Origin of the sequence: Enterobacter cloacae complex sp. R_G8 (assembly GCF_024599795.1) — a bacterium.
In the GTDB taxonomy this organism is placed as follows: Bacteria; Pseudomonadota; Gammaproteobacteria; order Enterobacterales; family Enterobacteriaceae; genus Enterobacter; species Enterobacter dissolvens.
Genome location: NZ_CP102246.1, coordinates 2,050,165 through 2,076,676, shown reverse-complemented (window position 1 = coordinate 2,076,676; position 26,512 = coordinate 2,050,165). Strand labels below are relative to the sequence as shown.

The window sequence follows — 26,512 nt, the reverse complement described above, 5'->3', positions numbered from 1 at the left end:
CAACATGTCGCAACGCCGTCAATGGGTTAACCATTCTGGCAACGATTTTGCTTAATGTTCTGCACGCGACACTGCGCATGGAAACCTCGCCGTATTAAGCAGGATGCTGACTGTATCTTGTTCGTTGAATCATTTTTTTCTCGCTGGTGTTTTTGATTGGCTGCGCCGTCGGGCGTTCGGGTTTACACCGTGGTGCAAAAACCTCTTTGCTAAGGAACACAATAATGTCGCTGAAATTAATCAGAACTCCTCTTTCTCTTGTGTTGGCCGGTTGTCTGGTGACGGCATTTTCCGCCCGGGCAGATATTGTCATTGGCGTGGCCGGGCCATTCACAGGCCCCAATGCCACCTACGGCGATCAGTACTGGCACGGCGCAACACAAGCTGCAGAGGACATTAACGCCGCTGGCGGGATCAACGGTGAAAAAATTAAGCTGGTTCAGGGAGATGATGCCTGCGAGCCCAAGCAGGCCGTTGCCGTCGCCAACCGTTTAGTCGACCAGGATAAAGTCAACGCGGTAGTCGGCCATTTCTGCTCCTCGTCCACCATGCCCGCCTCCGAGGTATACAGCGACGCGGGGATCATCGCCATCACACCTGGCTCCACCAACCCGCTGATTACCGAACGCGGCATGAGCGATATGTTCCGCATGTGCGGCCGCGATGACCAGCAGGGCCAGGTCGCCAGCGATTTCATTATCGACAAGCTGAAAGCCAAACGGGTAGTGATCATTCATGATAAAGACACCTACGGCCAGGGCCTGGCGGACGCCACCAAAGCCGCACTGGCAAAACGCGGCGTGCAGGATGTGATGTACGAAGGGTTATCCCGCGGGGAAAAAGACTTTAACGCCCTGGTCACCAAAATTGGGGCGCAAAAACCGGACGTGGTGTTCTTCGGGGGCTGCCACCCTGAAGCCGGTCCGCTGGTTCGTCAGATGCGCGAACAGGGGGTGCAGGCAAAATTCTTCTCCGGCGACTGTATTGTCAATGAAGAGATGGTGACCGCGGCGGGTGGCCCTCAATATACCAACGGCATCTATATGACCTTCGGTAAAGATCCGCGCCTGATCCCGGACGGTAAAGCGGTCATTGAGAAATTCCGTGCGGGTAAATTCGAACCGGAAGGTTACACCCTCTACTCCTATGCCTCCGTGCAGGCTATCGCCGCGGCATTCAAGGCCACGGGTGGCAAGGATTCAGCCAAAGCCAGCGAATGGCTGAAGGCGAATTCGGTCGATACGGTGATGGGTAAAAAAGCCTGGGACAGCAAAGGCGATCTGAAAGTCTCTGACTACGTGGTGTATCAGTGGGACGACAAAGGTAAGTATAAGGAAGTGCCGTAACGGGACGGAGTCACGCTCAACGTCGGCAGGGCCGCCTGCCGACGCAAACAACACATCTGGCTGCGCGGGTTGCGCGGCCGTTATAAAGAGCGCGCTAAGATGAGTACATTCTTCCTGCAACAGTTAATTAATGGCTTAACGCTGGGCTCCGTCTACGGACTGATCGCCATCGGGTATACGATGGTGTACGGCATCATCGGGATGATTAACTTCGCCCACGGCGAAGTGTATATGATCTCTGCCTATCTCTGCGCGATTGGCCTGGCGCTGCTCTCCTTCTTCGGCCTGCAGTCATTCCCTCTGCTGATCCTCGGCACGCTGGTATTCACCATGGTGGTCACCGGGGTCTATGGCTGGACCATCGAACGCATTGCCTATAAACCGCTACGCAACTCCACCCGTCTGGCGCCGCTGATCTCCGCCATCGGCATGTCGCTTATCCTGCAAAACTACGCGCAACTGAGCCAGGGGCCGCGTCAGCAAGGGGTTCCCACCATGCTGGATGGCGTGATTCGTCTGCATCTGGGAGAGGGGTTCGTGCAGATCACCTATACCAAAGTATTCATTCTGCTCGCCTCCTTTGCCGGGATGCTGTTACTCACCTGGATAATCAGCCATACCCGGCTGGGACGAATGTGCCGCGCGGTACAACAGGATCGAAAAATGGCCTCCATTCTGGGGATAAATACCGACAGGATTATTTCACTGGTATTTGTCATCGGCGCGGCAATGGCCGGTCTGGCGGGTGTGCTCATTACCATGAATTACGGCACTTTTGATTTCTACGTCGGGTTTGTCATTGGTATCAAGGCCTTCACGGCCGCGGTGCTCGGGGGGATCGGCTCTTTGCCCGGCGCGATGCTCGGCGGGCTGATTCTGGGGGTGGCGGAAGCCCAGTTCTCCGGCATGGTGAACTCGGACTACAAAGATGTGTTCTCGTTTGGGCTGCTGGTCATGATCCTGATTTTTCGTCCTCAGGGGCTGCTCGGCCGCCCTGTTGTGGCCAAAGTGTGAAGGAGAAAACGATGACATCACACGGTTTCTCCCTCAAGCGCTGCCTGCTGGACGCGATGTTTTCCGGGCTGATCGCATTGATTATTTTTGGCCCGATTGCAGGCGTGGTGCTGGACGGGTATAGCTTTAACTTTGCCGGACAGCGACTGGCCTGGATGGTCGGCACAGTGATGGTTGGGCGTTTTCTGCTGAGCGCTTTTTTAAGTACCGCTGCGGGGGCCCGTTTTCAGGCGCGGTTCGAGGCCGACAGCGCGGGGGTATATGTTCGCCCGCCGGAATACAAAAGCCGCCTGCGCTGGGTTATTCCTCTGGCGATCGCCCTTGCGATCTGCTTCCCCTTTGTCGCCACCAAATACCTGTTGACGGTTGCTATCCTCGGGCTGATTTACGTCCTGCTCGGCCTCGGCCTGAATATCGTCGTGGGTCTGGCCGGACTGCTGGATCTGGGGTATGTCGCCTTCTACGCCATCGGCGCTTACGGACTGGCGTTGGGGTATCAATATCTGGGACTCGGATTCTGGAGCATGCTGCCGCTGGCGGCAATCATGGCCGCTGCCGCCGGTGCCCTGCTCGGCTTCCCGGTGCTGCGCATGCATGGCGACTACCTGGCGATTGTGACGCTCGGGTTCGGGGAAATTATCCGTCTGGTGCTGAACAACTGGCTAACCTTTACCGGCGGGCCTAATGGCGTGTCAGCCCCGCCGCCCACGTTTTTCGGTCTGGAGTTTGGTCGACGCGCCAAAGAAGGTGGCGTGCCATTTCATGAGTTTTTCCATCTGACGTACAACCCGAATATGAAGTTTATCTTTATTTACGCGGTGCTGTTTCTGGTGGTGGTGCTGGTGCTTTATATCAAGCATCGCCTGACGCGAATGCCGATTGGCCGGGCATGGGAAGCCCTGCGGGAAGATGAAATCGCCTGCCGCTCCATGGGCCTCAACCATGTGCTGGTTAAACTTTCGGCCTTTACGCTGGGCGCGTCAACGGCCGGGATTGCGGGCGTGTTCTTTGCCACCTATCAGGGGTTTGTGAATCCAACCTCGTTCACCTTTTTTGAATCTGCGCTGATCCTCGCCATCGTGGTGCTGGGCGGCATGGGCTCAACGCTTGGTGTCGTGCTGGCAGCCTTTGTGCTCACCGTGACACCCGAACTGTTGCGCAGCTTTGCTGAGTATCGCGTCCTGCTGTTTGGCATGCTGATGGTGGTGATGATGATCTGGCGTCCGCGCGGGTTGATCCGCATTAACCGCAGCGGGTTTGCCGTGCGTAAGGGCGTGGCGCCATGAACGGAACGATTTTAAGCGTAGAGCACCTGATGATGCATTTTGGTGGGATCAGGGCGCTTAATGACGTCAATCTCGACGTGCAGCGCGGCTCGATTACCGCCCTTATCGGCCCAAACGGTGCTGGCAAAACCACCGTCTTTAACTGCCTCACCGGCTTCTATAAAGCGTCCGGCGGGAGCATCCAGTTTACTGCACGCAACAAAACGACCAACGTCATTCAGGTGCTCGGGCAAAAATTCCAGCCGGGTGACTGGATAAATCCAGCACAGTTGGGGCAGCGCCTTTTCTATAAGATGTTTGGCGGGACGCATCTGGTTAACCGCGCCGGGCTGGCACGTACTTTCCAGAACATCCGCCTGTTCCGTGAGATGTCGGTCGTTGAAAACCTGCTGGTCGCACAGCATATGCGCGTTAACCGTAATTTGCTCGCCGGAATTCTCAATACTCCCGCTTACCGACGGGCAGAGAGCGACGCCCTGGACAGGGCCTTCTACTGGCTTGAGGTGGTGGATCTTGTGGAGTGTGCCAATCGCCTGGCGGGCGAGATATCCTACGGCCAGCAGCGGCGTCTGGAAATCGCGCGAGCCATGTGCACCGGACCAGAAATGATCTGTCTGGATGAACCCGCCGCCGGGCTCAACCCGGTTGAAACGCACAAGCTGAGCAACATTATCCGCTTTCTGCGCGACCACCACGGCATCACGGTACTGTTGATTGAACACGATATGGGGATGGTGATGGAGATTTCGGACGACATTTTTGTGCTCGACCATGGAGACGTCATCGCCAGAGGGAAACCCGAGCAGATCCAGCATGATGAAAAAGTGATTGCCGCGTATCTGGGCACCGATGAAAGCGAGGTCAATCTATGAGCACTCCGATGCTGGCCTTCCGCGAAGTGGACGTATTCTACGGCGTGATCCAGGCGCTGAAACAGGTAACTCTTGAAGTAAACAAAGGGGAAACCGTGGCGCTGATTGGTGCTAACGGCGCGGGTAAATCGACATTACTGATGTCTATCTTCGGCCAGCCGCGTATTCGCAGCGGGCAGATCGTGTTTTGCGGAGAGGACATCAGTCATAAATCGACCCACTATGTCGCCTCCGAAGGCATTGCCCAGGCGCCGGAAGGACGACGCATTTTTCCCGATATGACCGTGGAAGAGAACCTGCTGATGGGGACCATCCCCATTGGCAGTCAGTTTGCGACAGAAGATATGCAAACGATGTTTGACCTCTTCCCTCGCCTCAAAGAGCGGCGTAAACAGCGCGCGATGACCATGTCCGGCGGGGAACAGCAGATGCTGGCCATCGCCCGGGCGCTGATGAGCCGCCCTAAACTCCTGTTACTGGATGAACCCAGCCTCGGCCTGGCCCCGATTGTGGTGAAACAGATCTTCCAGACGCTGCGCGAACTGGCCCGCAACGGGATGACCATTTTTCTGGTGGAGCAGAATGCGCACCACGCGCTGAAGCTTTCTGACCGCGGCTACGTGATGGTTAACGGGCAGATCCGCCTGAGCGGCAGCGGTGAGGAATTGCTGGGAAATCAGGAGGTGAGGAAGGCGTATTTGGGCGGGGTGTGATATCGGATTTGCAGACACAAAAAAACCACCTTTCGGTGGTTTCACGACACTGCTTATTGCTTTGATTATTCTTTGTTTCCCATGGTAGCCGGAGTGGGACTTGAACCCACACAGCGCGAACGCCGAGGGATTTTAAATCCCTTGTGTCTACCGATTCCACCATCCGGCCAGGGAAGAAAGTGGAGGCGCGTTCCGGAGTCGAACCGGACTAGACGGATTTGCAATCCGCTACATAACCGCTTTGCTAACGCGCCGTAAAACTTTTTAAACTGACACCCGCGATTGCGCATGTCTTTAATCTGGAGCGGGAAACGAGACTCGAACTCGCGACCCCGACCTTGGCAAGGTCGTGCTCTACCAACTGAGCTATTCCCGCATGTCATCAAGTTAACTGCTAACCACTTGATTTCATTATCGTCCGGCTAACTGTGCCGCCGTTCGATGCGTTGCATTCTACTGATATGACGTGATGAGTCAACGTTATTTTTTGCATCCCCGGATCGTTTGCTGAAAATTACGGCGAAACGATCACTGTTCAAGCAAATCTCCGCGTGCCGCGTTCAAATACTGCAGCATTGACCACAGTGTCAGCACCGCGGCAACCCACAGCAGGCCGATTCCCGCCCATTCTACCCAGGCGTTCGGACGCCACAGCATCCAGACCAGCGCCGCCATCTGCGCGGTGGTTTTCACTTTCCCGATCCAGGATACCGCCACGCTGCTGCGTTTACCCAGCTCAGCCATCCATTCACGCAGTGCAGAGATGATGATCTCACGTCCGATCATGGTGGCGGCTGGCAGAGTCACCCACCAGGTGTGGTAATGTTCAGCCACCAGCACCATGGCAATAGCCACCATCACTTTATCGGCCACCGGATCAAGGAAAGCACCAAAACGGGTGCTTTGGTTCCAGCGGCGCGCCAGATAGCCATCAAACCAGTCGGTGACCGCGGCAACCAGGAAAATCAGCGCACAGGCGAACGGTGCCCAGACAACCGGCAAATAAAACGCGAGTACAAAGAACGGGATAAGCACGACGCGAAAGAGAGTGAGCAACGTAGGGATGTTATATTGCATAATGACGGTAACTATTTGTTGTCAGTAAAATTTAGCTCTATGTTGCTACAGAGCCCTCAATGTTTCAACGAGTAGTAGATCTTTTCTGCCAGCCCTTGCGAAATACCCGGCACTTTTGCAATTTCTTCCATGCTGGCGTTGAGTAGTCCTTGCAATCCGCCCATATACTTCAGCAGCATCTGGCGACGTTTTGGCCCAACGCCTTCAATGGTCTCCAGGGTACTGGTATTTTTCACCTTCGCCCGTTTTTTACGGTGGCCGCTGATGGCGTGATCGTGTGACTCATCGCGAATATGTTGAATAACATGCAGTGCCGGGGAATCCGGCGGCAGGCTAAAGCCCTCACCTTCCGGCTCGAAGAACAGCGTCTCCAGCCCGGCTTTACGATCGGCCCCTTTTGCCACCCCTAACAGTAAGGGATGGTTTTTATCCCAGCTGACATCAAGGGATTCAAAGACCGCCTTCGCCTGGCCAAGCTGCCCTTTCCCACCGTCGATCAGGATCACATCCGGGATCTTGCTCTCTTCAATGGCTTTACCATAGCGACGGCGCAGCACCTGATTCATTGCCGCATAGTCATCCCCCGGGGTGATGCCGGTGATATTGTAGCGACGATACTCTGCACGCAGCGGACCATTCGCATCAAACACCACGCAGGAGGCAACGGTCTGCTCCCCCATAGTATGGCTGATGTCGAAACACTCCATGCGTTTCACTTCCGGCAACTTCAGGAGCGTCGCCAGCGCCGTTAAACGCTGGCTGACCGTCGACTGCTGGGAAAGTTTTGTGCTCAGCGCTGTCGCGGCATTGGTACGCGCCAGCTTCAGATAACGCGCACGGTCGCCGCGCGGTTTGGTCTGGACATTCACCCGGCGTCCCGCCAGTTCGGATAAGGAATCCGCCAGCAGGGTTTTATCGGCAAGATTAAAATCAAGCAGGATCTCCGAGGGCAGCGTGCGCATCTGGCTCCCCTGCAGATAAAACTGGCCGACAAAGGTTTCAACCACTTCACCCAGCTCCGTACCGCCAGGCACTTTCGGGAAATAGCTGCGGCTGCCGAGCACTTTTCCCTGACGGATAAACAGCACATGCACGCAGGCCAGACCGGCATCAAAGGCAACACCAATCACGTCGAGATCGTCACCGGTGTTCGAAACAAACTGTTTCTCCGTCACCCGGCGCACCGCCTGGATCTGGTCGCGTATCCGCGCAGCCTCTTCAAATTCCAGTGCGGCGCTGGCCTTCTCCATACGGGCAATCAGCTGGGTCAGCACCTGATCGTCTTTACCGGCTAAAAACAGGCGCACGTACTCAACCTGCTGCGCATACTCCTCTTCACTCACCAGCCCGGCGACGCAGGGCCCCAGGCAGCGGCCAATCTGGTACTGCAGGCACGGGCGCGAGCGGTTACGGTAGACACTGTTTTCGCACTGACGAACAGGAAAGATTTTTTGCAGCAGCGCCAGCGTCTCACGCACGGCATAGCCGTTAGGAAACGGCCCGAAGTATTCACCCTTCGCATGTTTCGCACCACGGTGCATCGCGAGCCGGGGATGGGTATCGCCGCTCAGAAAAATAAACGGGTAGGATTTATCATCCCGCAACAGCACGTTATAGCGCGGCTGATAGAGCTTAATATAGTTGTGCTCGAGCAGGAGTGCTTCAGTCTCCGTATGGGTGACGGTGACATCAATATTCTGGATGAGCGCGACCAGCGCTTCAGTCTTACGGGAGGCAAGGTTGCTGCGAAAATAGCTGGAGAGGCGTTTCTTGAGATCTTTCGCCTTCCCCACGTAGATAACCGTACCGCCAGCGTCATACATGCGATAAACGCCAGGCTGGCTGGTCACGGTTTTCAGAAATGCTTTTGAATCAAATACATCACTCACTGACTTAATAACGTCTCCGCATTACACAGACCATGACGGATGGCAAGATGAGTCAGTTCAACATCACCGTGGATGTTCAGTTTACTGAACATCCGATAACGATAGCTGTTCACCGTTTTCGGGCTGAGATTCAGTTGCTCCGAAATCTCATTCACCTTCTGGCCTTTGGTGATCATCAGCATAATCTGCAATTCACGCTCAGACAAACTGGCAAACGGAGATTCGGTTTTCTCCGGCTCAATCTGGCTCAGCGCCATTTGTTGCGCAATGTCGGAAGCAATATAACGCTGGCCGGCAAAGACGGAGCGAATCGCGTTCACCACTTCCTGCGGCGCGGCACCTTTACTGAGGTAACCCGCCGCGCCCGCCTGCATCACCTTCGCAGGAAGCGGGTTTTCGGTATGCACGGTCAGCATGATGACTTTAGTGTCAACAAAGGTACGCGCGATTTTGCGTGTTGCTTCAAGTCCACCGATACCGGGCATGTTCATATCCATCAACACCACATCGGCTGAATTGGTGCGGCACCATTTTACCGCATCTTCGCCGCAGCAGGCTTCACCGGCAACTTTTATACCTTTTATATCTTCAAGAATGCGTCGTATCCCTGCGCGCACCAGTTCGTGGTCATCAACAAGAAGGACGTTGATCAAAGGGAATGTCTCCAGAATAGGGATAACGCTACTGAGTGATAATGAGGTTTATATTACCGTTTTTCCTCACAAGATTAAAACGTTAAAAAACCGGCTATTCGATTTCGCTCTCGTTTTTGGAAATTAGCCTGTACAGCAGCTGGAAAGAAAGCCCGCTCAGCAAGCGCTTGTACGGCTTTTTTTAAGCATCTGTATTCAAAAAGTTACAAAAAGCGGACACCCCTCACGGGTAAAAAAACAGTTCTCAAATTTTTGTAACAATAATTAACGGCAAGCGAACCGTCCATAAACAATTAATAATGTTCGACTGATGGGCAGTTTACTGGCAGGCGGTGTTTATGCAAATAAACAACCTGCGTAAAAGTATGAAAAACAACCGCTGCATTTTTTGGATCAGCTTGTGGTATACTCCGCCGCCTTGACTTGCATCATCGCGCGCGAGCGCTGTTTTATAACGAGGAAAATAAATGAGCACACCTGAATTTGCAACTGCGGAGAATAACCAGGAACTGGCCCAGGAAGTCAACTGTCTGAAAGCGCTGCTGACGCTGATGTTACAGGCAATGGGCCAGGCTGACGCCGGACGTGTGATCATTAAAATGGAAAAGCAAATCGCGCAGATGGAAGACCAGGCTGAGTCAGCGGTATTTGCCAATACCGTTAAGCAAATCAAACAAGCTTACCGCCAGTAAAACAAACGGCTGGATGCATTGCATTCAGCCGTTATCTCGTCTGGCACGCAGAACATTCTATCCGTTCAGATTAACCCTGTCGCCGCCGCATAACATGCAATCTGCGTCTTGTTTGGCGCATTGAATTTCTTCTGCATATTCTTCTGATGGAAGTTAACGGTATTCTCCGAGATAGAGAGAATGATCGCTATTTCCGCCGACGTCTTCCCTTCCGCGGTCCATTTCAGAATTTCACGCTCACGTTTGCTGAATTTCATTTCAGGTGGCATCACCATCTCATCTTCGAAACGCAACAGGGTGGTTAACGCCATTTGCAGCAGCATTTGCAACCGCAACTCTATTTCTTCGCTCCCTATTCCCCCCTCCAGTATGCTAGTACGAGAAACGGAGAGGAAACCGAGCGCGTGATTTGGCAGCATCAGACACTGGGTTATTCCCTTACGCAAGCCGTGGTCACGTGCGCCATTCCATAATGCCTGGGCATCCGCGAATAATTCATCCGTCCAGGGTAAATGGCCCTGAATGAAATTCTCCGGTTTCAGTACCGGATCAATGGCGAAATAATTCTCTGACTGATAATGCGCCATCCACCGTTGTGGATACGTAGCGTGAACAGATATCTTTGGCCGCGTAAATGGCACAGGATGGCGCACACAGAGTGCGTAATAATCAAATTCGAGCGCCTGAGTTTGTCGCTGTAGTTCCTGATATACCTCACTGACACAGGACAGCGCCTGAAACCGGAGGAAGCATTCCCGTCGCCAGGTGAAAAAGTCTGAATCCTTCATACTTACTAAATGAAGCCTCTGAAATGATATTCATTATTAAGGTGAATATAACCTAACACATAAAACTTATTTCTAACCACAAAATATCGGCAATAACACAATTAACTTTAGTTTTGATAAGGTTTATCTGAACTAAGCGGAATAAAAAAACATGAGAGACGACGCCGCGAGAGAATAATTTGCTCCAGAGGACAAATCTGGAGCAAATGCGCGCAAAAATGCTACTGCATAAGGAATTTTTCAAGGAATTGACGGGTTCGCGGCTGCTGAGGGTTGGCAAATAAACTTTTTGCCGGTCCCTGCTCCACAATCCGCCCCTGATCCATAAAAATGGCCCGGTCTGCCACGTCGCGGGCAAAGCTCATTTCATGGGTCACAATCACCATGGTGCGTTTTTCCTGTGCCAGCTGACGAATGGTGTTCAGTACCTCGCCCACCAGTTCAGGATCGAGCGCCGAGGTGGGCTCGTCAAAGAGGATAACATCCGGGCGCATCGCCAGCGCGCGGGCTATCGCCACACGCTGCTGTTGTCCCCCCGACAAACGACGCGGATAGCTGGTCTCTTTCCCGGCGAGCCCGACTTTTGCAAGCAACTCACGTGCGCGCGCCGTGGCTTCCTCTTTCGGTTCACCTTTGACGATCACCGGTCCTTCAATAATATTCTCCAGTACCGTCCGGTGCGGGAACAGATTGAAGTTCTGGAAAACAAACCCTACGTGCTGGCGCAACTGGCGGATCAGACCTTTTTGCTGGCTGATGGATTTACCGGTATCAATGGTGATCTCCCCGACCCGGATGGTGCCGCCCTCCGGCTGTTCAAGCAGGTTAATGCTGCGCAGCAGCGTGGTTTTCCCTGAGCCGCTCGGGCCGATAATCGCCACCACCTCACCCTTTTCAACCTCCAGATCGATTCCGTGGAGCACCGTTTGCCCGTGGAATTTCTTCACCAGGTTTTTAACGTCGATAGCACTCATTTTGGATCACGCTCCTGGCGGTTAAGCTGGTTTTCAAAGTAGTTTTGCAGGGCAGACAGCACCGTCGCCATCACCCAGTAGATCAGCGAGGCCGCGAGGTACATGGTAAACACTTCAAGCGTGCGCGAGGTGATAAGCTGCGCCTGACGGAACAGCTCCGGCACCTGAATCGTCGCCGCCAGCGAGGTGTCTTTCACCAGGCTGATAAAGCTGTTGCTGAGTGGCGGCAGCGCCACCCGCGCCGCCTGCGGCAGAATGGCCCGGCGCAAAGTCTGCCACGGTGTCATACCGATACTGGCCGCGGCTTCCCACTGCCCTTTATCAATCGACGAAATAGCCGCGCGCAGGGTTTCCGAGGTATACGCTGCCGTATTGAGCGACAGGCCAATCATCGCTGCCGGGATCGGATCCAGCTCAATCCCGAACTGCGGTAAGCCGTAGTAGATCATAAAGAGCTGCGCGATAAGCGGGGTACCGCGAAACACCGAGATATAAAAACGAGCCAGCCAGCGCACCGGCCAGACGGGTGACATACGCATTAAGGCCAGCACAAACCCGAGTACCAGGCCGAAGAACATGCCACCAATACTGAGCTGTAATGTAAACACCGCGCCTTTCAGCAGGAACGGCAGCGAATCGATAACCAGTTGAATACTTTCTTGCATTATTATTTTTCGACCTGATTTTTAGACATGAGGATGATAGGCAAACAGCGCGGGCGCCCCGCCGGTATGCACAAATAAAATCGGCCCTTCATCCTTAAAGCGTTTCTGCGCAATGCCATCAATAAGCCCGGCCATCGCTTTGCCCGTATAGACCGGATCAAGCAATATCCCCTCGAGGCGCGCCAGCAGTTTAACCGCTTCCATCCCCTCTTCGTTCGGCGTGCCGTAACCCGGCGCAAAATAGTCGTCCCAGAGCAGAATATCGGCCTTTGCCTTCAGCTCCAGCTGCCCGGCCACCGCCTGCTGCAAGCTCACCACTTTGGGTTTCTGATCTGCAACGCTGCGCGATACCGTTACACCAATCAGCTCCACCTCCGGCAGCAGTTGCTCCAGACCGACGGCCAGCCCCGCGTGCGTCCCCGCACTGCCGGAAGCAACCACCACTGAGGAGAGGCTTACCGCCCCCTCACACTGCTGAGCAATTTCCAGCGCGCTTTCCACATACCCCAGCGCACCCAGCGCATTCGACCCGCCCACTGGAATGACATAGGGACGGAAACCCTGTGCTTCCAGACGTGTGGCCAGCTCATCGAGTTGTGCGGTCGGGTCGGTTAACGCGTCGACCATTTCAACCTGGACATTAAACAGATCCAACAGCAGACGGTTTCCGTTGGTCAGGTAGTTTTCTGCCCGCGTACCGATTGGGTTTTCCAGCAATGCCACACAGTGCAGCCCGAGTTTTGCCGCCACCGCCGCCGTCTGACGAACGTGGTTGGACTGAATCGCGCCTGCGGTGATGAGGGTATCAGCCCCTTCGCGCAGTGCGTCAGCCGCCAGAAACTCCAGTTTACGCAGCTTATTGCCCCCCATTGCCATGGGCGTCACGTCATCGCGTTTAATAAAAATATCGCGCCCTAAATAGTCAGAAAATCGCGGCAGATACTCCAGCGGCGTCGGCGCGCCGATAAATTCCAGGCGGGGAAAACGCGTTAAATTCTGTAGTGACATGGGTTCTCCGGTAACTCAGACAAAATGTGATATTTTTCATTATGCACGCAGACGCGTAAGAAATAAAAAAGGCGCTTTTAAAAGCGCCTTTTTTTAACGTCACAGACTTATTTGGTGACGTCTGCCCCAAACCACTTCTCAGAAAGGGCTTTCAGGCTGCCGTCTTTTTGCATATCAGCAATCGCGGCGTCGATCGCCTTGACCAGGTCTTCGTTTCCTTTACGGATAGCAATACCGGACTCCTGACGAGAGAACGCATCACCGGCGACTGCCAGGGTGTTGTTGGTTTTCTTCACCAGATCCAGCGCCGCCAGACGGTCAACCAGGATGGCATCGATACGGCCAACGCGGAGATCCTGGTATTTTGTCGGGTCATCATCATAAGTGCGGATATCCACACCCTGAACGTTCTGGCGCAGCCACTCTTCGTAGTTGGTGCCCAGACCGACACCGACTTTCTTACCTTTCAGGTCCGCGGCAGTTTTGATTGAGCCTTCGTTACCTTTCTTCACCAGCGCCTGGATACCGGACACGGTGTACGGCGTGGAGAAGTCGTACTTCTTCTTACGCTCGTCAGAAATGGTCACCTGGTTAATCACCACATCAATACGTTTGGAGTCCAGCGACGCCAGCATACCGTCCCATTTGGTCGGTTTCAGGGACGCTTTCACGCCAAGGTGTTTCGCCAGTTCTTCCGCAAATTCCACTTCGAAACCGGTCAATTTACCGTCATCGCCCTGGAAGCTGAACGGAGGATAGGTTCCTTCCAGCCCGACCAGCAGCGTACCGCGCTCTTTCACTTTATTAAGCAGGTTCTCTGCGGCGAACGTTTTCACGCTCATGCCTGCGACCAGCGCAACGGCCATGACGCCCATCAGTGCTTGACGACCCAGAAGAGCTAATTTCATAAGTACCCCGATATAGTGGAATTTTTGAGTAGTGTAGAGAAATCGCGTGCAAGGTCAAAGGCGACTGCGCTACATCTTATTCTTTTTTAATATATATCAGAAGTTGTCCCGGCGTGGGCTTTCTGCTTTACCGCACCGGGCATTTGTACCTTATATTGTGCGTACTTGCGCAGCGCAATACGGTAGTTGTTGGTGCTGGTTGCAGGCAGCCACGGCTCCAGGTTTTCATCCAGATAACCGGTCTTGAGCAGATCGCGAGAAATATTGTTCACGGTCAGATGCTGCCCCAGGCGACGCAGGCGAACCACGTATTCGCGCACGGTACCGTGGCTCATCTCCGTTTGTTCAAACAGGAACTGTTTGAACCCGATAATATCGAAGAAGTCGCTTTGCTCTTTGCAGTGGAGATCGCCACAGAAACGGCAAAGCGCCACCCACTCTTTCTGCTCTTCGCGCCACGCGGCTTCATCCATCAACGTGTCGAGACGAGAAATCGCAATTTTATTGACGATTTCGCCACGACGAACCAGCGTGATACGATCGAGTAACTTGTTACAGTGGGCGCAATGCGTCTGGCTGTGTTTAAAGTCTTTCAGGTAGCGGCTTAAAGGCCGTCTTTTAGATTGCTGCACCGTCATGATAACTCCTGGTTGTCAATACGTTGTGCGGCATTTTTCAGGTGAATCAATCACCTATAACTTACCCAGTTTGGTTCGTAAGCGTTTAATGGCCTGGCTGTGCAGCTGGCTCACCCGCGACTCCCCCACTTCAAGAACAGCACCAATCTCTTTGAGATTGAGCTCTTCCTGATAATAGAGGGTCAACACCAGTTGTTCGCGCTCTGGTAAAGCTTCAATGGCTTCCATGACGCGCTGGCGTAAATTACCTTCCATTAAATGGTGTAACGGGTTTTCTTGCTGGTGCTCATCCGTCACCAGCTCGATGCTATCGCCATGCTCTTCGCGCCACTCGTCATAAGAGAAGAGTTGGCTATTATTGGTATCGAGCAACATCTGACGATACTCTTCAACAGGAATTCCAAGCCGTTCCGCCACTTCCGTTTCCGTCGCGTTGCGTCCCAGTTCCTGTTCCAGCTGCCCCATCGCATGCGCCACTTCGCGTGCGTTGCGGCGAACACTGCGCGGCACCCAGTCCCGGCTGCGCAGCTCGTCCAGCATCGCGCCACGAATACGCTGAACTGCGTAAGTGGTAAATGCCGTTCCTTGCAGAGCGTCGTATCGGTCAACTGCATTCAATAACCCGATACCGCCCGCCTGTAGCAGATCGTCCAGTTCCACACTCGCCGGCAAACGCACCTGGAGGCGCAATGCTTCGTGACGCACCAGCGGGACATAACGCTGCCACAGCGAGTGTTTATCCATTACACCTTCAGCGGTATAGAGTGAATTCACGATAAACAGCCCTGCGTTAGTTGAGTTATCGGCATGATTATCCGATTCTGCAGGGCGTTCAATTGGGTGAATAGTGGGTAAAATAAGGGGTTATTTGGGGGGTTACCGATGCATGTCGGGATAACATGCATCCTGCAGTAAGAATAACGTCAGCCTTTTTTACACAGCAAGAATATGCTGGAACATAAATCAGGGTATTGATGGCCTAACTCGTAGCAGCCCTCAAGATATTCCTTCGAGATGATATCTGTCTGTAAAAGTTTGTCCCACTGGAAATTAGCAAGCGCCTTGAAAAAAATACCCGTGCGATACACAACGTTGAGTCCCGCAAGACGGGCATCTCTCTCAAGCGTATCCAGAGAATAAGTACAACGATGGCCATGCTGATACTCAGCCTCCGTCACCGCACTATTATGCGAAATTAATCCCATTTTAACGGCAATCTGTCGGGACGCGGCATGCGCATTAGGACAGACCAGAAAAAAGTGTCCATCATCCGTTAGCCATTCATCATTAATGCGTTTTAAGAGGTTAACGGGATCGTCAATATGCTCCAGCACATGGGTGAGAACAATATTGTCATAACGCGCAGGAAGTTGAACATCCTCAAAGCGGGAATGGACAAACGAGACGTTTTTTCCCAGGCGCTCACGGGCGATGGTCATCGCCTCTTCGGAAGCTTCCACGCAGGTGATGGCGTTGAATTTTTCAGCCAGGCGTGCGGTAAAATCACCTTTAAAACTACCCAGCTCAAGTAAATTACCCGGCTTAAAGAACGGTGTGAACGCACGGATCATAAAAGGGTGCATCACATCAAAATCAAAGTTATAGGCATACTGATGATCGGCAGTGTCTTTGATTTCCAGATTGTAATCACGAAGGGTCATGTTGTTATCTCACTCTGCAAAGTCATGGTTATCTTTGAAGCGTTTGATCGTCCGAAGATAAATCCATGCTTTAGATATAAACGTTGCGCCGACACGTTATTCTTATCGACTTCAAGATTAATTTCAGTCACACCCAGGGACTGTAAATGTGCAATGCTTTGAATTAATAGCTGACTACCCACACCGCAATGCTGAGCGTCAGGCAAAACGGAAACATTCGTAATAAATCCCTGCTGACGCTGCGCGTTGTAATAGGCTGCAACCAGTCCGGTGAGCGTGGTGTTATGCCAGGCTTCGGTTCGCCATGCCCGCTCCGCTATTTTTTTGGCATAGTCCTGCAACGCGATTATTTCGGTAATAGACGCGACAAATAGCGGGTCACACTGATTAAAGTGTTCGACGATCTCCTCCGGTGAGGCGCGGTTCTGGCAAAACGCCCAGCAATTCATAACACCAGTTCCGCCAGGCCAAACCCTGCTTTGCCAAACGCATTACCGTTATAAAGCAAATAGACTTTTTCATCGCAGCGGAAAAGATGGGGATAGCACTGCATTTCGCTGTCCCAGTCATCCACGGACGCGAGCGACGCCATCTGGCTATCATCACGATGCCAGTGGTGTAAATCATCAGACCAGGCATAGCCCAGACGATAACCGCGCCCCTGCCCTGTGCGGAAATCGAAACACTCCCGGAAGCAAAAGACCATATGATACCGGCCATTGATTTCAATCACCGTCGGCAGCGCCTGACATTCGTCTTCCCCCAGCACCGAAGGAATGATTTGCTGGCTGTCACGCTGCCAGTGGATGCCATCGTCTGATTCCGCATGGGCAATTTTATAGATGCGATCCGGCACCGAATCCGGCGTGCGCTTTTTCCAGCCCGTGCCAAAGATGTACCACATATGGAAACGTTCACGGGTATGGATAACAAAGGCATCACCCACTAAGTGTGGCTCGTGCAATGAGGGGCCCATCACCGGCCCGGTACCGATGCGGGTGAAGTGTTCGCCATTGTCCGTACTTACCGCAAGACCAATAGCCGTATCAACCGAGACCGAAACGCGACGGTTCCACCCGGTTGTCCAGGCCATGATTTTGCCGTCGTGACGCAGAACGTTGCAGGGGAAAATACCGTGCTCGTCGAATGTGCCCAGTTCTGCAGGAGCAAGCACCGGCTCGGGACTGATGCGCAGCACCTCCCGCAGCGATTTATCCATATCCACATAGCAGACACGGCTAATAAACTTTGCTGAGTGCTCCTCCCGCTCGCGGGTGGAGAAGTAGATACGGACAAAGTCATCAAAAACCAGCGCTTGCGGGGACTGGGCAAAACCCACCCCATTTGCCAGAGGAGGAAACTGTGACGGCGAATAGATAAGCCCGTGCTTACGCCAGTTCAGGGTTAGCATAATTTGCCCTCAAGTTGTGCCAGTCCAAAGCCATAGCGCCCCACCTGATCCCCCAGATAAGCCATATAAACAGTGCCATCCAGTTCGAATACGTGTGGGTAGCTGATCATCTCGGCATCCCATCCGGAAGCAGACACATCAATGCCGGCTTTACTGTCATCCCGATGCCACGTGATCATATCCAGACTCCACGCGTAGCCGATCCGGTAACCGTTCTGTTTCCCGCGATAATGGGCGCTGTAGCGGTAGCAAAAAAACATATGGTATTTGCCGTTGGCGTAAAAGACATCCGGACTGGCCTGCGCCTCGTCCTCTTCGATACGGCTGGGGATCAGATCTTTATTCAGTTTTGTCCAGTTGATGCCATCGTCAGACGTCGCCATGCGGATCTTGTAGACCGGCTCTGCACGGCCATCCACCTGCTTCCATTTGCGACCCGCGATATAAAAAAGCTGCCACTGGTTATTGAACCTGCGAATTTTTGGCCCACTCATCACAAACGGCTCATCCGGAGAGTAACCGATTGCCGGACCCGGGCCCGCTTTTACGAAGGTCTCCCCCTGGTCATGGCTTACTGCCATGCCAATCGCCACGTTGAACGGCACCGATTCGCAACGGGTCCAGCCCGCATACCAGGCTTTTACCACGTCGTTATCGCGCATCACGGAGACGGGATAGGTTCCAAATTCGTCGAACTCTCCGTATCCCCCCAACGGGAGGATCGGTTCGCGGGCGACGCGCAACACGTGGAAGAGATCGTCACGTGCCAAATCCACCCAGGCGGAGTAGCTGACATATTTTCCCTGCTCATCGGCAGGTGGGCGGCAGGAGAAATAGACACGCACGAAATCATCAAAGATCAGCGTCGCCGGAGCCTGCGCAAACTCTTTAAGCCAGGGGCGATGAGTCACCTCCTGCGGGGTAAAGACCTTACCCAATTTTTTCCATGTAAACATATTAAATTAACTCATAACCATGCTGGAGGCGACGAACCACCTCATCGCGAGGGTTAAACATCATGACGTCAATAATCGACAGCCAGGGAATAAACGCCGCGTCAGAATGCGGGTAGTGCCACGGCTGCGGCTGGATAAATTGCAGCGCAAGCCCACGATCGACAAAATCCTGCCGGGAATAGAGCGCCATGCCCCCCGGCGGATTAATATACGTACGGGCGTTCATCACCTGACAAATATCGATGACGCGATCCTGAGACTTTAACGCGTGATTCGCCGGTAACGCAGACGAGACAATCAGCTCGCAGGAGAAGCCGAAATAATCCCGTAGCCTGGTCAGGCCCTGCCACAGATAATTAAACAGGTTATCGTCCGGGTTCTGAATAATCTCCTCAACCACCGGCATTACCGCAGAAAATGACGGTGCGTGGCGATACGCGCCGACAATCTGATTGCACAGCTTGTTGCGGTCAAACGCTGCCGAAAGCTGCCGCTCCCTGATATCCAGAAAGTCCGAGTCCTTTTTTAGCGGCAGTGAGATTAACGACTCCGTACCGCGAACCTGGATACGGTTACGGTTAATCCACCCTTTTTTCGTGTACTTGATGTTGTCATACACCACGAAAGCATCAACGGCCGCCATAAGCTGAAAATAGCCGCAGTACGGGAAAAAATAGGGTTGCATAATCGCCAGCTTCATCGATTTCCTTTCCTATCCATTGACCACCAGCGCAGGCTCTGCCGCGCGAACGGCATCGACAAACAAGCCCTGAATAATCTCTATAATGCGACGCTGATCGGCCACCGGTAGTCCGGGATAGATCGGCAGGCAAAGCACCGCATGAGAAATTTCATCGGCAACCGGGAGATGTTGTGCATTCGCCGTCGGGAAGTGGCGATACATCGGGAAGGCGCTGATAAGCGGGTAGAAATAACGCCGGGCATAGATATTATGCTTGCGTAATTCCGCATAAATCGCATCCCGGCTGACCGCCGAATCTGCGCGAATAAGTACCGGGAAATAGGAGTAATTCCATTCAATATTGCTGGCCGGTTTAATGTACTCCAGCGCCGGAAGCGCGGCATCGAGCAGTTCAACGTAACGCTGATAAATCACCGCGCGCTCCTGCAGTGCACTGTCGATATACTTTAACTGCAGCAGCCCCATGGCCGCCTGCACTTCATTCATCTTGGCGTTAATACCCGGCGCCATTACAATGGTTTCATCAGCAAAACCAAAGTTTTTCAGATAATCGATCCGCTGTTTGGTTTTGGCGTCGTGGCAAATAATGGCGCCCCCTTCGAAGGTATTAAATACCTTGGTGGCGTGGAAGCTCAGTACGGAGAGATCGCCATAATTGAGAATGCTGGCGTTATCCTGTTTGACGCCGAAACAGTGGGCCGCATCGTAAATCACTTTCAGCCCATAGGTATCGGCAATCTTCTGGATGCGTTCCATATCGCACGGAATACCGTAGCAGTGGACCGGCATGATGGCCGTCGTTTTAGGCGTAATCAGTTCTTCAATGCGGTCCGGATCGATATTAAAGGTGACAGGGTCAATATCGGCAAACACCGGCGTCAAATCATTCCACAGCAGGCTGTGAGAGGTGGCGACAAAGGAGTACGGCGTGGTGATCACTTCGCCGGTAATACGTAATGTCTGGAGCGCCGTCAGCAGTGCGAGCGTGCCGTTGGAGAACAGGCAGACATGCTTTACGCCAAGATAGGCCGCCAGCGCCTCTTCCAGTTGCTGATGGAATTGCCCGCTGTTGGTCAAAATTTTACTTTCCCACAAGGTCTCCAGGTAAGGGATGAACTCCTCAAGTGGCGGAAGAAGTGGACTGGTAACGTAGACATTTTTCATAAGTTAATCCTCTGTACCTGTTACCCGGAAACTGTGAGGTGCTTCATCAGCACACCATTTTCGCCAGGCCTCACGAAGGGCCTGCTGGAAAGGAATCGCCACATTGCTCTGCCCCTGAGGCGGGATCGTGCTCCGCATGTTCTGGCGCAGGGCATCGAGGGTTTCCAGTTGGGTTTGCCAGTGCACGGCTTTGTCGAAATAGTCCTGCTGACTGTCTGCAACAAATTCATCCAGCCCGTAGATATGCATAATCTCCAGCCCCTGGCGTGCGGGATACGTTGCCCCAGCCAGAGTCAGCGTTGGGACGCCCATCCAGATGCCATGGCTGGTGGTGGTGCCGCCGTTGTACGGGAAGGAGTCAAGCAGCATGTCCACTTCATGATGCATATGAAGATAGGCCTCCATTCCCGTGGTTTTACGGAAGATCAGCTGTTCATCCGGCACGCCCAGTGCATTCAGCTTTTTGCGGTAGCGCGCGATCATCGCGTCATCATCCATAAAACCAATCAGCAGCCGTGACGTGGCGTTATGCTGCAGAATGCGCGCCCACAGCGCGAACACCCGATCGTTCAATTTTTTAGGACGGTTAAAGCTACCGTAGGTAAACCAGCCGTTCGTCAGGGCTGGCAGCGTATTGACGTCAGGACTGGACGCATCCGGCTCGAAGAAGTTATCGAGTGGGATCGCAATCAGCTTCTCCGTGAACTGCGCGTCTATCGCCGCATTTCTGACAAACCCGGTACTGATAATGCGGTAATCCATCTGCGTCATCCCGGTCGTGCCCGGGTAGCCCAGCCAGGTGATTTGCACCGGCGCAGGCTTAAAGGCAAACGCAGGGAGTCGCGTCCCGGTGGTATGGCCCGAGAGGTCAAACAGAATATCGATCCCGTCACTGTGGATCTGTTTTGCCAGCTCAACGTTATTGAGATCGGTAACGGATAACCACTTCGTCGAGGTGCTACGGAAGTGCTCCGTGACGGCGTCATCTTTATCGAGCGTGCTATAGCCGTAGAGGGAAAACTGTTTCCGGTCCATGCCATCCCAGAATGGCCGCAGGAAGCGGCTGACGGGATGGTTGCGGAAATCGCCGGAGACAAAGCCGACGCGCAGCGGCCGTTCAGGATCCTTGCTGCCCTGCCACGGCAGCGCCAGGTCGAATTTTTCCGCCCAAGCGCTTACCAGCTCGCCATAGGCAAGATGGCGCTCAAAGAGCACCTCCGGCGAGATGGAAAAATCGTGGGTCAGAACAAACAGCAGGCTGGTGAAGCAGTCAAAATCTCCCGGCGCAAACTCAAGCGATTTTTCGAGGAAATAACGTGCTTCCGTTAGTTTCTGGTTATCACTCAGAATGATGCCCATCATTGCGAGATGCAGCGGGTTCGTGGCGTTATAACGCAAAGACTCCCTGGCACAGCGTTCAGCCATGGCCATGTTGCGGCGCGAGTGATAGACCACCGCCAGCGTATTCCAGAATGACGCGTTGTTTTTATTCAATCGCAGCAGCGCCTGGAGAATACGGGCTGAATAATGCAACTCACCTTTTTTCTGCAGCACGGTGGCCAGGTCGAACCAGATATCCTGTCCAGCAGAGTAGCGGCTCATCAGTTGACTGAGTGCCGATAAGGCCTCATCCCAGTCGCCCATCAGCAGGCTGGCGCGGGAATAGCAGCGAAGCATATGCAGATTATGGGGATCGTTTTCAATCTGTCCCCGGATGTAATCGCGCGCATCTTTTGCCAGCCCCGCGGCAATCAGGGCATTGACGTTTTTGTAAATGAGATCGATGGCGGGATCCTGTTCATCCTTCTCCCCTGCCATTATCTGCCCCTCAGCAAGTAAACCGCCCTGCTGCGATCCGACATTAAGCAGCAACAGCGTATCGATGCTGCGTTTGAGATAGTCGACATCGCCCGGGCGTAAATAATGCTGCTGTGCTCTGCGCCATGCTTCAGGGGAGCCTTTCAACAGGCCTTTCGCTTTTAGCGCAGAAAAAAGCGCGCTGCTTCTGGCCTGATTGACATTCATGCCTGCCACCGCAAATTCTCGCTCTTCCTGACTGAGGGTGACGCGCGCGCCCCACAGATTAAGCGTGACGTCAGCGTCATCGCCGGCCTGAAGGGGGGCAATGAAGGCCAGCTCACGTTCCGGTTGAACATTGTATGGCCCCGCTGAACCGGCCCAGTACAGCCCCGGAATTTGATTGAGAAACAGATCTTTCAGTGACTCAAGCACCTGCTGAGCGACATCCTCCTCCTTTTCAGGAAGACGGGTGTTGAACACCAGTTGTTCAAACGACAGGCTCAGCGGCCATGCGCCGCCAAGCAGATCGAGGATCTGCAGGGTCGTGGTATTTAGCGTTGAGAAAAACTTCCCTTCCGCGTTGGTATGCGCATTAACGACTTCACCCCGATCGTTGCGGTAACGTCTGAAATCGCCGGCCCAGTGCAGCGCGTTTAAGCGGGTAAAATCCAGCGCCGCCGCGTCAAGGGCATCATCACGGGAAAGCAGACTGACGCGCTCGCGACGGTTGACGGCAAAATCGAGATATTGCTGCGCGGCAATCGACGCCTGGCCGGATGAGACCAGAGCGTGCAGCTGATGGATTTGCTCGCTAAAGCTCTCACCCGTTTCGTACTGCGGCAGCGCATCTCCCACGTAGCGTAACCCGCAGGATGAAAGGCTATCGTTGAAGTGAATGAACTGTGCACAGGTATGCGTGGCGCCTGCCAGGATCTCAATAAGGGTGGCGTCGTCAACGCGCTCCATCGCGAGCACATGTTGTTTAATCTCGCCTTCCGGCTGGGTCAGTGCCAGATAGCTGAGCATACCGCGAGCAAATGCCACCTTCTCTTCTGACCGGCCCGCAAGACGTGCGTGGAAGGCCAGCGCATCCTGGACATACTGCGCCGCGGATCCTGGAGGGTTAAAGGTCTGGTGGATGGCAATCATGCCGTGCGCCGACAGATGGCGGCGACACCACTGCAACAGCGCGTCACGCTCTGGCATACCTGCAGGAATAAAGTCCCCGCGAATAAGAATGTAATCGAATTCTCCCGGCGACACGTTCAGCACATCGTGAAGACCTGCCGCAACCAGTTCGATATTGGCGATACCCAGACGCTGCGCCTGCCTCTGCCCCGCTGAAACAGCCTCTTCGTTACTCTCAATCCCTATCCCGACACAATCAGGCCAGGCCAGCGCAGCGGATAACAACACATCCCCCTGCCCGCAGCCTAAATCCAGGACGCGCGCGCGCTCAGGCGCCCCGGCAGGAAACTGATACAGAGCAGCGGCCGCCTGCAGGCCCGATAGCGTGAATCGATTATCTGGATACAACATACAGAGAAAGTTCCATGAGTTCAGTGGTTAGGCAAAATAGGTTTGTTGCATCGCAGCTTTGTAGTTCTGATACGCTTCGCCGCCTGATTTTTGCGTGGTCACTGTCCAGCTGAACGTGTCGTCGGTGTAGCGAATGTCGATCAGTTTCTCCAGCGGCTCGCGATGAATGGCCATCTGGTCAACCGCCGGTAGTGCATCCAGAGAAACCGAGAGTGCGACCTGATCAAGGAACCACTCCGCATTACCGCGGCGTAAATTCCAGTCAATAAAGGTGGCGACAAGCGAAAGGTATTTCCGCGAAAGCGCGCCCGGGACCGTATAGACAAAGCCCGCGGGAACCTGCTCCCACGGCGGCGCGCCGTTGCTGTAAGAGAGGACGATCTCGCTCTTCGGAAGATGTGGCGCAATATCTGACCAGTTCTTACGCACCAGACAGTCCGCATCAAGCACCATGATCGGGGACGTGAATACGCTCAGCGCATAGCTGAGGAAAACAAAACGTCTTGAGGCGTACCAGACGTTGATACCAAAAACAGGCGTAATGGTTTCGGCCGTCGCGGATATCACCATGCCCGGAAAACGCTGGTGCAGCGAATTAACGTGCGCCTTTGTCTCATCATCCGGGTTATAAAGATGCAGGTGAACGTTAAGCCGATCGCCGTTGGTGTGGTAGACAGACCCTAACAGCGTGAGGGCATGATCGAAGTAATAGCGTTTGTCGCACGCCACCAGAACCGTGGTTTTTCCGTTTTCTTCGGCAGGAAGAAGCCACGCGTAGTGCGAAAAATCAGGCTCATAGTCAGGCATTTTCAGGGCGGAAAAATCGATGAACGATTCAGGACAGCCACCCAGCTTATGAATCCCCGTGACGATCATCAGCATCGTTAACGCGTCTTCACCAATATGTTCAGGATTGGCGGTCAGCTGCTGGATAAGCGTCTGCATCTGATTAAAATCATCTTCCATCAGACACACTAACAACAATATTTTCATCACGGTTGGGGATGGATTCACCACCGCGTAGTAATTAGAAATCAGGAAGAGTGCGGCTTCAATTTCGTTAATACGGAAGAAGACCTGAATACCCGCCACCAGAAGATTAATGCTGTCGTCGTGCTGAAGCGCCTCTACCACCCAGCCGGTAATGGTGTCGCTCATCTCTTTTGAAAATGGCGTGGGCCTACCCTGATTTTTAAAATCAAACGCGGCGTTTGCGGCAGCAATCGCGCACAGCATGCGCTTAACGGCGAGCTCTTTGTCTGCATCCAGATCGGTCATGGCTTCCATGATCTGGGGTTCGAGCGTGGCAATATCGGAATTTTTATAATGCAGGATTTCGGTAACGATATGCGCAGGCAATGCATCCGTTTCCGGCAGGAAAATTAACCGTGAAAATTCGTCGCGGTAAAACTGATGCAGCGATCGTGTACGCTCGAACTTGTTCATCCCGATTCTCTTAGTAAGATTGCGATTCTTACCCATCGTACAAGGGAATATTCGGGATAATGGAAGGAACACCCCCGGGAATAATGGCTTATTTCGGAGATTGTCTGACGGGCAAAAAAAAAGTTGCTGTTTCCAGCAACCTTTTGTGAAACAGGCGCGGCGATTAACGCAGCAGAGACAGCATTGCCTGTGGAACCTGGTTTGCCTGAGACAGTACAGAAGTACCAGCCTGCTGCAGGATCTGCGCGCGAGACATGTTGGAAACTTCAGTAGCGTAGTCAGCGTCCTGGATACGGGACTGAGCAGCAGACAGGTTGTTGATAGAGTTGTTCAGGTTGTTGATGGTAGATTCGAAACGGTTCTGAATCGCACCCATGTTAGAACGCGCGGTATCGATTTTCGCGATTGCAGCGTCAGCAGCAGAGATAACAGCCTGTGCAGAGGCGTTATCGGAGATTGCAGTGCTCAGGCCAGCGCTCAGGGTACCAGAGGTGGCGTTGATCAGCGCGTTGCTGTCGATGGAGATGGTGTCGTTAGAAGAAGTACCTGCACCAACCTGAATTTTCAGCGCGGTAGATACGGAACCGTCCAGCAGTTTCTTACCGTTGAAGTTAGCTGCGCCCGCGATACGGTCGATTTCAGCCAGACGCTGGGTGATTTCAGTGTTGATGGAAGTCAGGTCAGAAGAACCGTTAGTGTCGGTAGCAGCCTGAACAGACAGCTCACGAATACGCTGTAAGTTGGTGTTGATTTCGTTCAGGTTACCTTCAGCAGTCTGAACCAGGGAGATACCGTCGTTGGCGTTACGCGCCGCCTGGGTCATACCTTTAACCTGGGAGGTCATGCGGTTAGCAATCGCCTGGCCAGCAGCGTCATCTTTCGCGCTGTTGATACGCAGACCAGAGGACAGACGCTCGATAGCAGTGCCCAGAGAAGACTGAGATTTGTTCAGGTTGTTCTGAGTGGTCAGGGACAACAGGTTAGTATTGATAACTGCCATAATTTAATTCCTTCAAAAATGGTTTCTAGGGTCGGTGCCTTAACACTCACGGCGTCTCTCACCGTCATGAAAGTTATCGACGGGTCTGAATAAGACTTTAGAAATTTCGTCAAAAAATTATTAACCCAATGATTTTAATAAATTTATAGTTATTAAACTCTACCCAGAGCGCCATCAGAAACCCTATTTTTGAGGAAATGTTTTCGCATTTTATTGTTCACGCGTTTTTCTTTTATATATGCCTCTCACGCGCCAATAGTGCTATATGGCCGTAAGGTTGAGCGCTATTCAGTCGATAATTTTTTTACC

Annotated in this window: 25 protein-coding genes and 3 tRNA genes; 6 read left to right on the top strand and 22 right to left on the bottom strand. The window is 53.3% G+C overall.

Annotated elements, in window-relative coordinates:
- Positions 1–224 precede the first annotated feature (224 nt).
- From NQ842_RS09850 to NQ842_RS09830, 5 genes are all read left to right on the top strand, one after another.
- Positions 225–1,346, top strand: coding sequence for a branched-chain amino acid ABC transporter substrate-binding protein (locus tag NQ842_RS09850; RefSeq protein ID WP_014832444.1), 1,122 nt, complete (start codon positions 225–227; stop codon positions 1,344–1,346).
- Positions 1,347–1,445: 99 nt separating this feature from the next.
- On the top strand, positions 1,446–2,360 hold the full coding sequence (locus NQ842_RS09845) for a branched-chain amino acid ABC transporter permease (protein WP_014832445.1): 915 nt from the start codon (positions 1,446–1,448) through the stop codon (positions 2,358–2,360).
- A gap of 11 nt (positions 2,361–2,371) precedes the next feature.
- The gene (livM, locus tag NQ842_RS09840; protein WP_257256792.1) at positions 2,372–3,646 is read left to right on the top strand and encodes a high-affinity branched-chain amino acid ABC transporter permease LivM; all 1,275 of its coding nucleotides are present in this window, start codon (positions 2,372–2,374) and stop codon (positions 3,644–3,646) included.
- Positions 3,643–4,518, top strand: coding sequence for an ATP-binding cassette domain-containing protein (locus tag NQ842_RS09835; protein ID WP_257256791.1), 876 nt, complete (start codon positions 3,643–3,645; stop codon positions 4,516–4,518). Before livM ends, NQ842_RS09835 begins: the two co-directional genes overlap by 4 nt.
- On the top strand, positions 4,515–5,231 hold the full coding sequence (locus NQ842_RS09830) for an ABC transporter ATP-binding protein (RefSeq protein WP_014832448.1): 717 nt from the start codon (positions 4,515–4,517) through the stop codon (positions 5,229–5,231). The genes NQ842_RS09835 and NQ842_RS09830 overlap by 4 nt, the downstream gene beginning before the upstream one ends.
- 82 nt (positions 5,232–5,313) lie before the next feature.
- Here NQ842_RS09830 and NQ842_RS09825 read toward each other — a convergent pair.
- From NQ842_RS09825 to uvrY, 6 genes are all read right to left on the bottom strand, one after another.
- Positions 5,314–5,400, bottom strand: a tRNA-Leu gene (locus NQ842_RS09825).
- Positions 5,401–5,411: 11 nt separating this feature from the next.
- Positions 5,412–5,485: transfer RNA gene (locus tag NQ842_RS09820), tRNA-Cys, on the bottom strand.
- Between the two features lie 46 nt (positions 5,486–5,531).
- Positions 5,532–5,607 (bottom strand) — tRNA-Gly (locus NQ842_RS09815).
- 152 nt (positions 5,608–5,759) lie between these two features.
- Positions 5,760–6,308, bottom strand: coding sequence for a CDP-diacylglycerol--glycerol-3-phosphate 3-phosphatidyltransferase (gene pgsA / locus NQ842_RS09810; protein ID WP_046888002.1), 549 nt, complete (start codon positions 6,306–6,308; stop codon positions 5,760–5,762).
- A gap of 56 nt (positions 6,309–6,364) precedes the next feature.
- A complete protein-coding gene (gene uvrC, locus NQ842_RS09805) occupies positions 6,365–8,197 on the bottom strand; it encodes an excinuclease ABC subunit UvrC (protein WP_013096027.1) in 1,833 nt (610 codons plus the stop codon).
- Positions 8,194–8,850, bottom strand: a complete 657-nt coding sequence (gene uvrY, locus NQ842_RS09800) for a UvrY/SirA/GacA family response regulator transcription factor (protein WP_013096026.1) — start codon at positions 8,848–8,850, stop codon at positions 8,194–8,196. The genes uvrC and uvrY overlap by 4 nt, the downstream gene beginning before the upstream one ends.
- Positions 8,851–9,317: 467 nt before the next feature.
- Here uvrY and NQ842_RS09795 point away from each other — a divergent pair, with 467 nt between their 5' ends.
- Positions 9,318–9,542 (top strand): DUF2594 family protein, encoded by a 225-nt coding sequence (locus NQ842_RS09795; protein ID WP_014832453.1) that lies wholly within the window; start codon positions 9,318–9,320, stop codon positions 9,540–9,542.
- 65 nt (positions 9,543–9,607) lie between these two features.
- On the opposite strand, the gene sdiA is transcribed toward NQ842_RS09795, so the two are convergent.
- From sdiA to NQ842_RS09715, 16 genes are all read right to left on the bottom strand, one after another.
- Complete coding sequence (gene sdiA, locus NQ842_RS09790) at positions 9,608–10,330, bottom strand: transcriptional regulator SdiA (protein ID WP_014832454.1); 723 nt, start codon at positions 10,328–10,330, stop codon at positions 9,608–9,610.
- Positions 10,331–10,551: 221 nt separating this feature from the next.
- On the bottom strand, positions 10,552–11,304 hold the full coding sequence (tcyN, locus tag NQ842_RS09785) for an L-cystine ABC transporter ATP-binding protein TcyN (protein WP_047360947.1): 753 nt from the start codon (positions 11,302–11,304) through the stop codon (positions 10,552–10,554).
- Positions 11,301–11,969 (bottom strand): cystine ABC transporter permease, encoded by a 669-nt coding sequence (gene tcyL / locus NQ842_RS09780; RefSeq protein WP_013096022.1) that lies wholly within the window; start codon positions 11,967–11,969, stop codon positions 11,301–11,303. The genes tcyN and tcyL overlap by 4 nt, the downstream gene beginning before the upstream one ends.
- 21 nt (positions 11,970–11,990) lie before the next feature.
- Entirely contained in the window at positions 11,991–12,977 is a 987-nt protein-coding gene (dcyD, locus tag NQ842_RS09775) for a D-cysteine desulfhydrase (RefSeq protein ID WP_014832456.1), read from the bottom strand.
- A 107-nt stretch (positions 12,978–13,084) separates the two neighbouring features.
- The gene (tcyJ, locus tag NQ842_RS09770) at positions 13,085–13,885 is read right to left on the bottom strand and encodes a cystine ABC transporter substrate-binding protein (RefSeq protein ID WP_014832457.1); all 801 of its coding nucleotides are present in this window, start codon (positions 13,883–13,885) and stop codon (positions 13,085–13,087) included.
- A gap of 86 nt (positions 13,886–13,971) precedes the next feature.
- On the bottom strand, positions 13,972–14,523 hold the full coding sequence (gene fliZ, locus NQ842_RS09765) for a flagella biosynthesis regulatory protein FliZ (RefSeq protein ID WP_014832458.1): 552 nt from the start codon (positions 14,521–14,523) through the stop codon (positions 13,972–13,974).
- A 54-nt stretch (positions 14,524–14,577) separates the two neighbouring features.
- On the bottom strand, positions 14,578–15,297 hold the full coding sequence (locus NQ842_RS09760) for an RNA polymerase sigma factor FliA (RefSeq protein ID WP_013096018.1): 720 nt from the start codon (positions 15,295–15,297) through the stop codon (positions 14,578–14,580).
- Positions 15,298–15,446: 149 nt separating this feature from the next.
- The gene (locus NQ842_RS09755; RefSeq protein WP_046887999.1) at positions 15,447–16,184 is read right to left on the bottom strand and encodes a bifunctional 2-polyprenyl-6-hydroxyphenol methylase/3-demethylubiquinol 3-O-methyltransferase UbiG; all 738 of its coding nucleotides are present in this window, start codon (positions 16,182–16,184) and stop codon (positions 15,447–15,449) included.
- Entirely contained in the window at positions 16,181–16,633 is a 453-nt protein-coding gene (locus NQ842_RS09750) for an N-acetyltransferase (RefSeq protein ID WP_063411531.1), read from the bottom strand. The genes NQ842_RS09755 and NQ842_RS09750 overlap by 4 nt, the downstream gene beginning before the upstream one ends.
- The gene (locus tag NQ842_RS09745) at positions 16,630–17,595 is read right to left on the bottom strand and encodes a hypothetical protein (RefSeq protein ID WP_063426108.1); all 966 of its coding nucleotides are present in this window, start codon (positions 17,593–17,595) and stop codon (positions 16,630–16,632) included. The genes NQ842_RS09750 and NQ842_RS09745 overlap by 4 nt, the downstream gene beginning before the upstream one ends.
- Positions 17,589–18,551, bottom strand: coding sequence for a glycosylase (locus NQ842_RS09740; RefSeq protein ID WP_047360951.1), 963 nt, complete (start codon positions 18,549–18,551; stop codon positions 17,589–17,591). The genes NQ842_RS09745 and NQ842_RS09740 overlap by 7 nt, the downstream gene beginning before the upstream one ends.
- Position 18,552: 1 nt before the next feature.
- Complete coding sequence (locus tag NQ842_RS09735) at positions 18,553–19,251, bottom strand: WbqC family protein (protein ID WP_046887995.1); 699 nt, start codon at positions 19,249–19,251, stop codon at positions 18,553–18,555.
- A 12-nt stretch (positions 19,252–19,263) separates the two neighbouring features.
- On the bottom strand, positions 19,264–20,418 hold the full coding sequence (locus NQ842_RS09730) for a DegT/DnrJ/EryC1/StrS aminotransferase family protein (RefSeq protein ID WP_050860085.1): 1,155 nt from the start codon (positions 20,416–20,418) through the stop codon (positions 19,264–19,266).
- A gap of 3 nt (positions 20,419–20,421) precedes the next feature.
- Complete coding sequence (locus tag NQ842_RS09725) at positions 20,422–23,757, bottom strand: bifunctional class I SAM-dependent methyltransferase/glycosyltransferase (protein WP_257256790.1); 3,336 nt, start codon at positions 23,755–23,757, stop codon at positions 20,422–20,424.
- A 27-nt stretch (positions 23,758–23,784) separates the two neighbouring features.
- Positions 23,785–25,203, bottom strand: coding sequence for a hypothetical protein (locus NQ842_RS09720; RefSeq protein ID WP_257256789.1), 1,419 nt, complete (start codon positions 25,201–25,203; stop codon positions 23,785–23,787).
- 163 nt (positions 25,204–25,366) lie between these two features.
- Positions 25,367–26,203 (bottom strand): flagellin, encoded by an 837-nt coding sequence (locus NQ842_RS09715; protein WP_014832468.1) that lies wholly within the window; start codon positions 26,201–26,203, stop codon positions 25,367–25,369.
- Positions 26,204–26,512 lie beyond the last annotated feature (309 nt).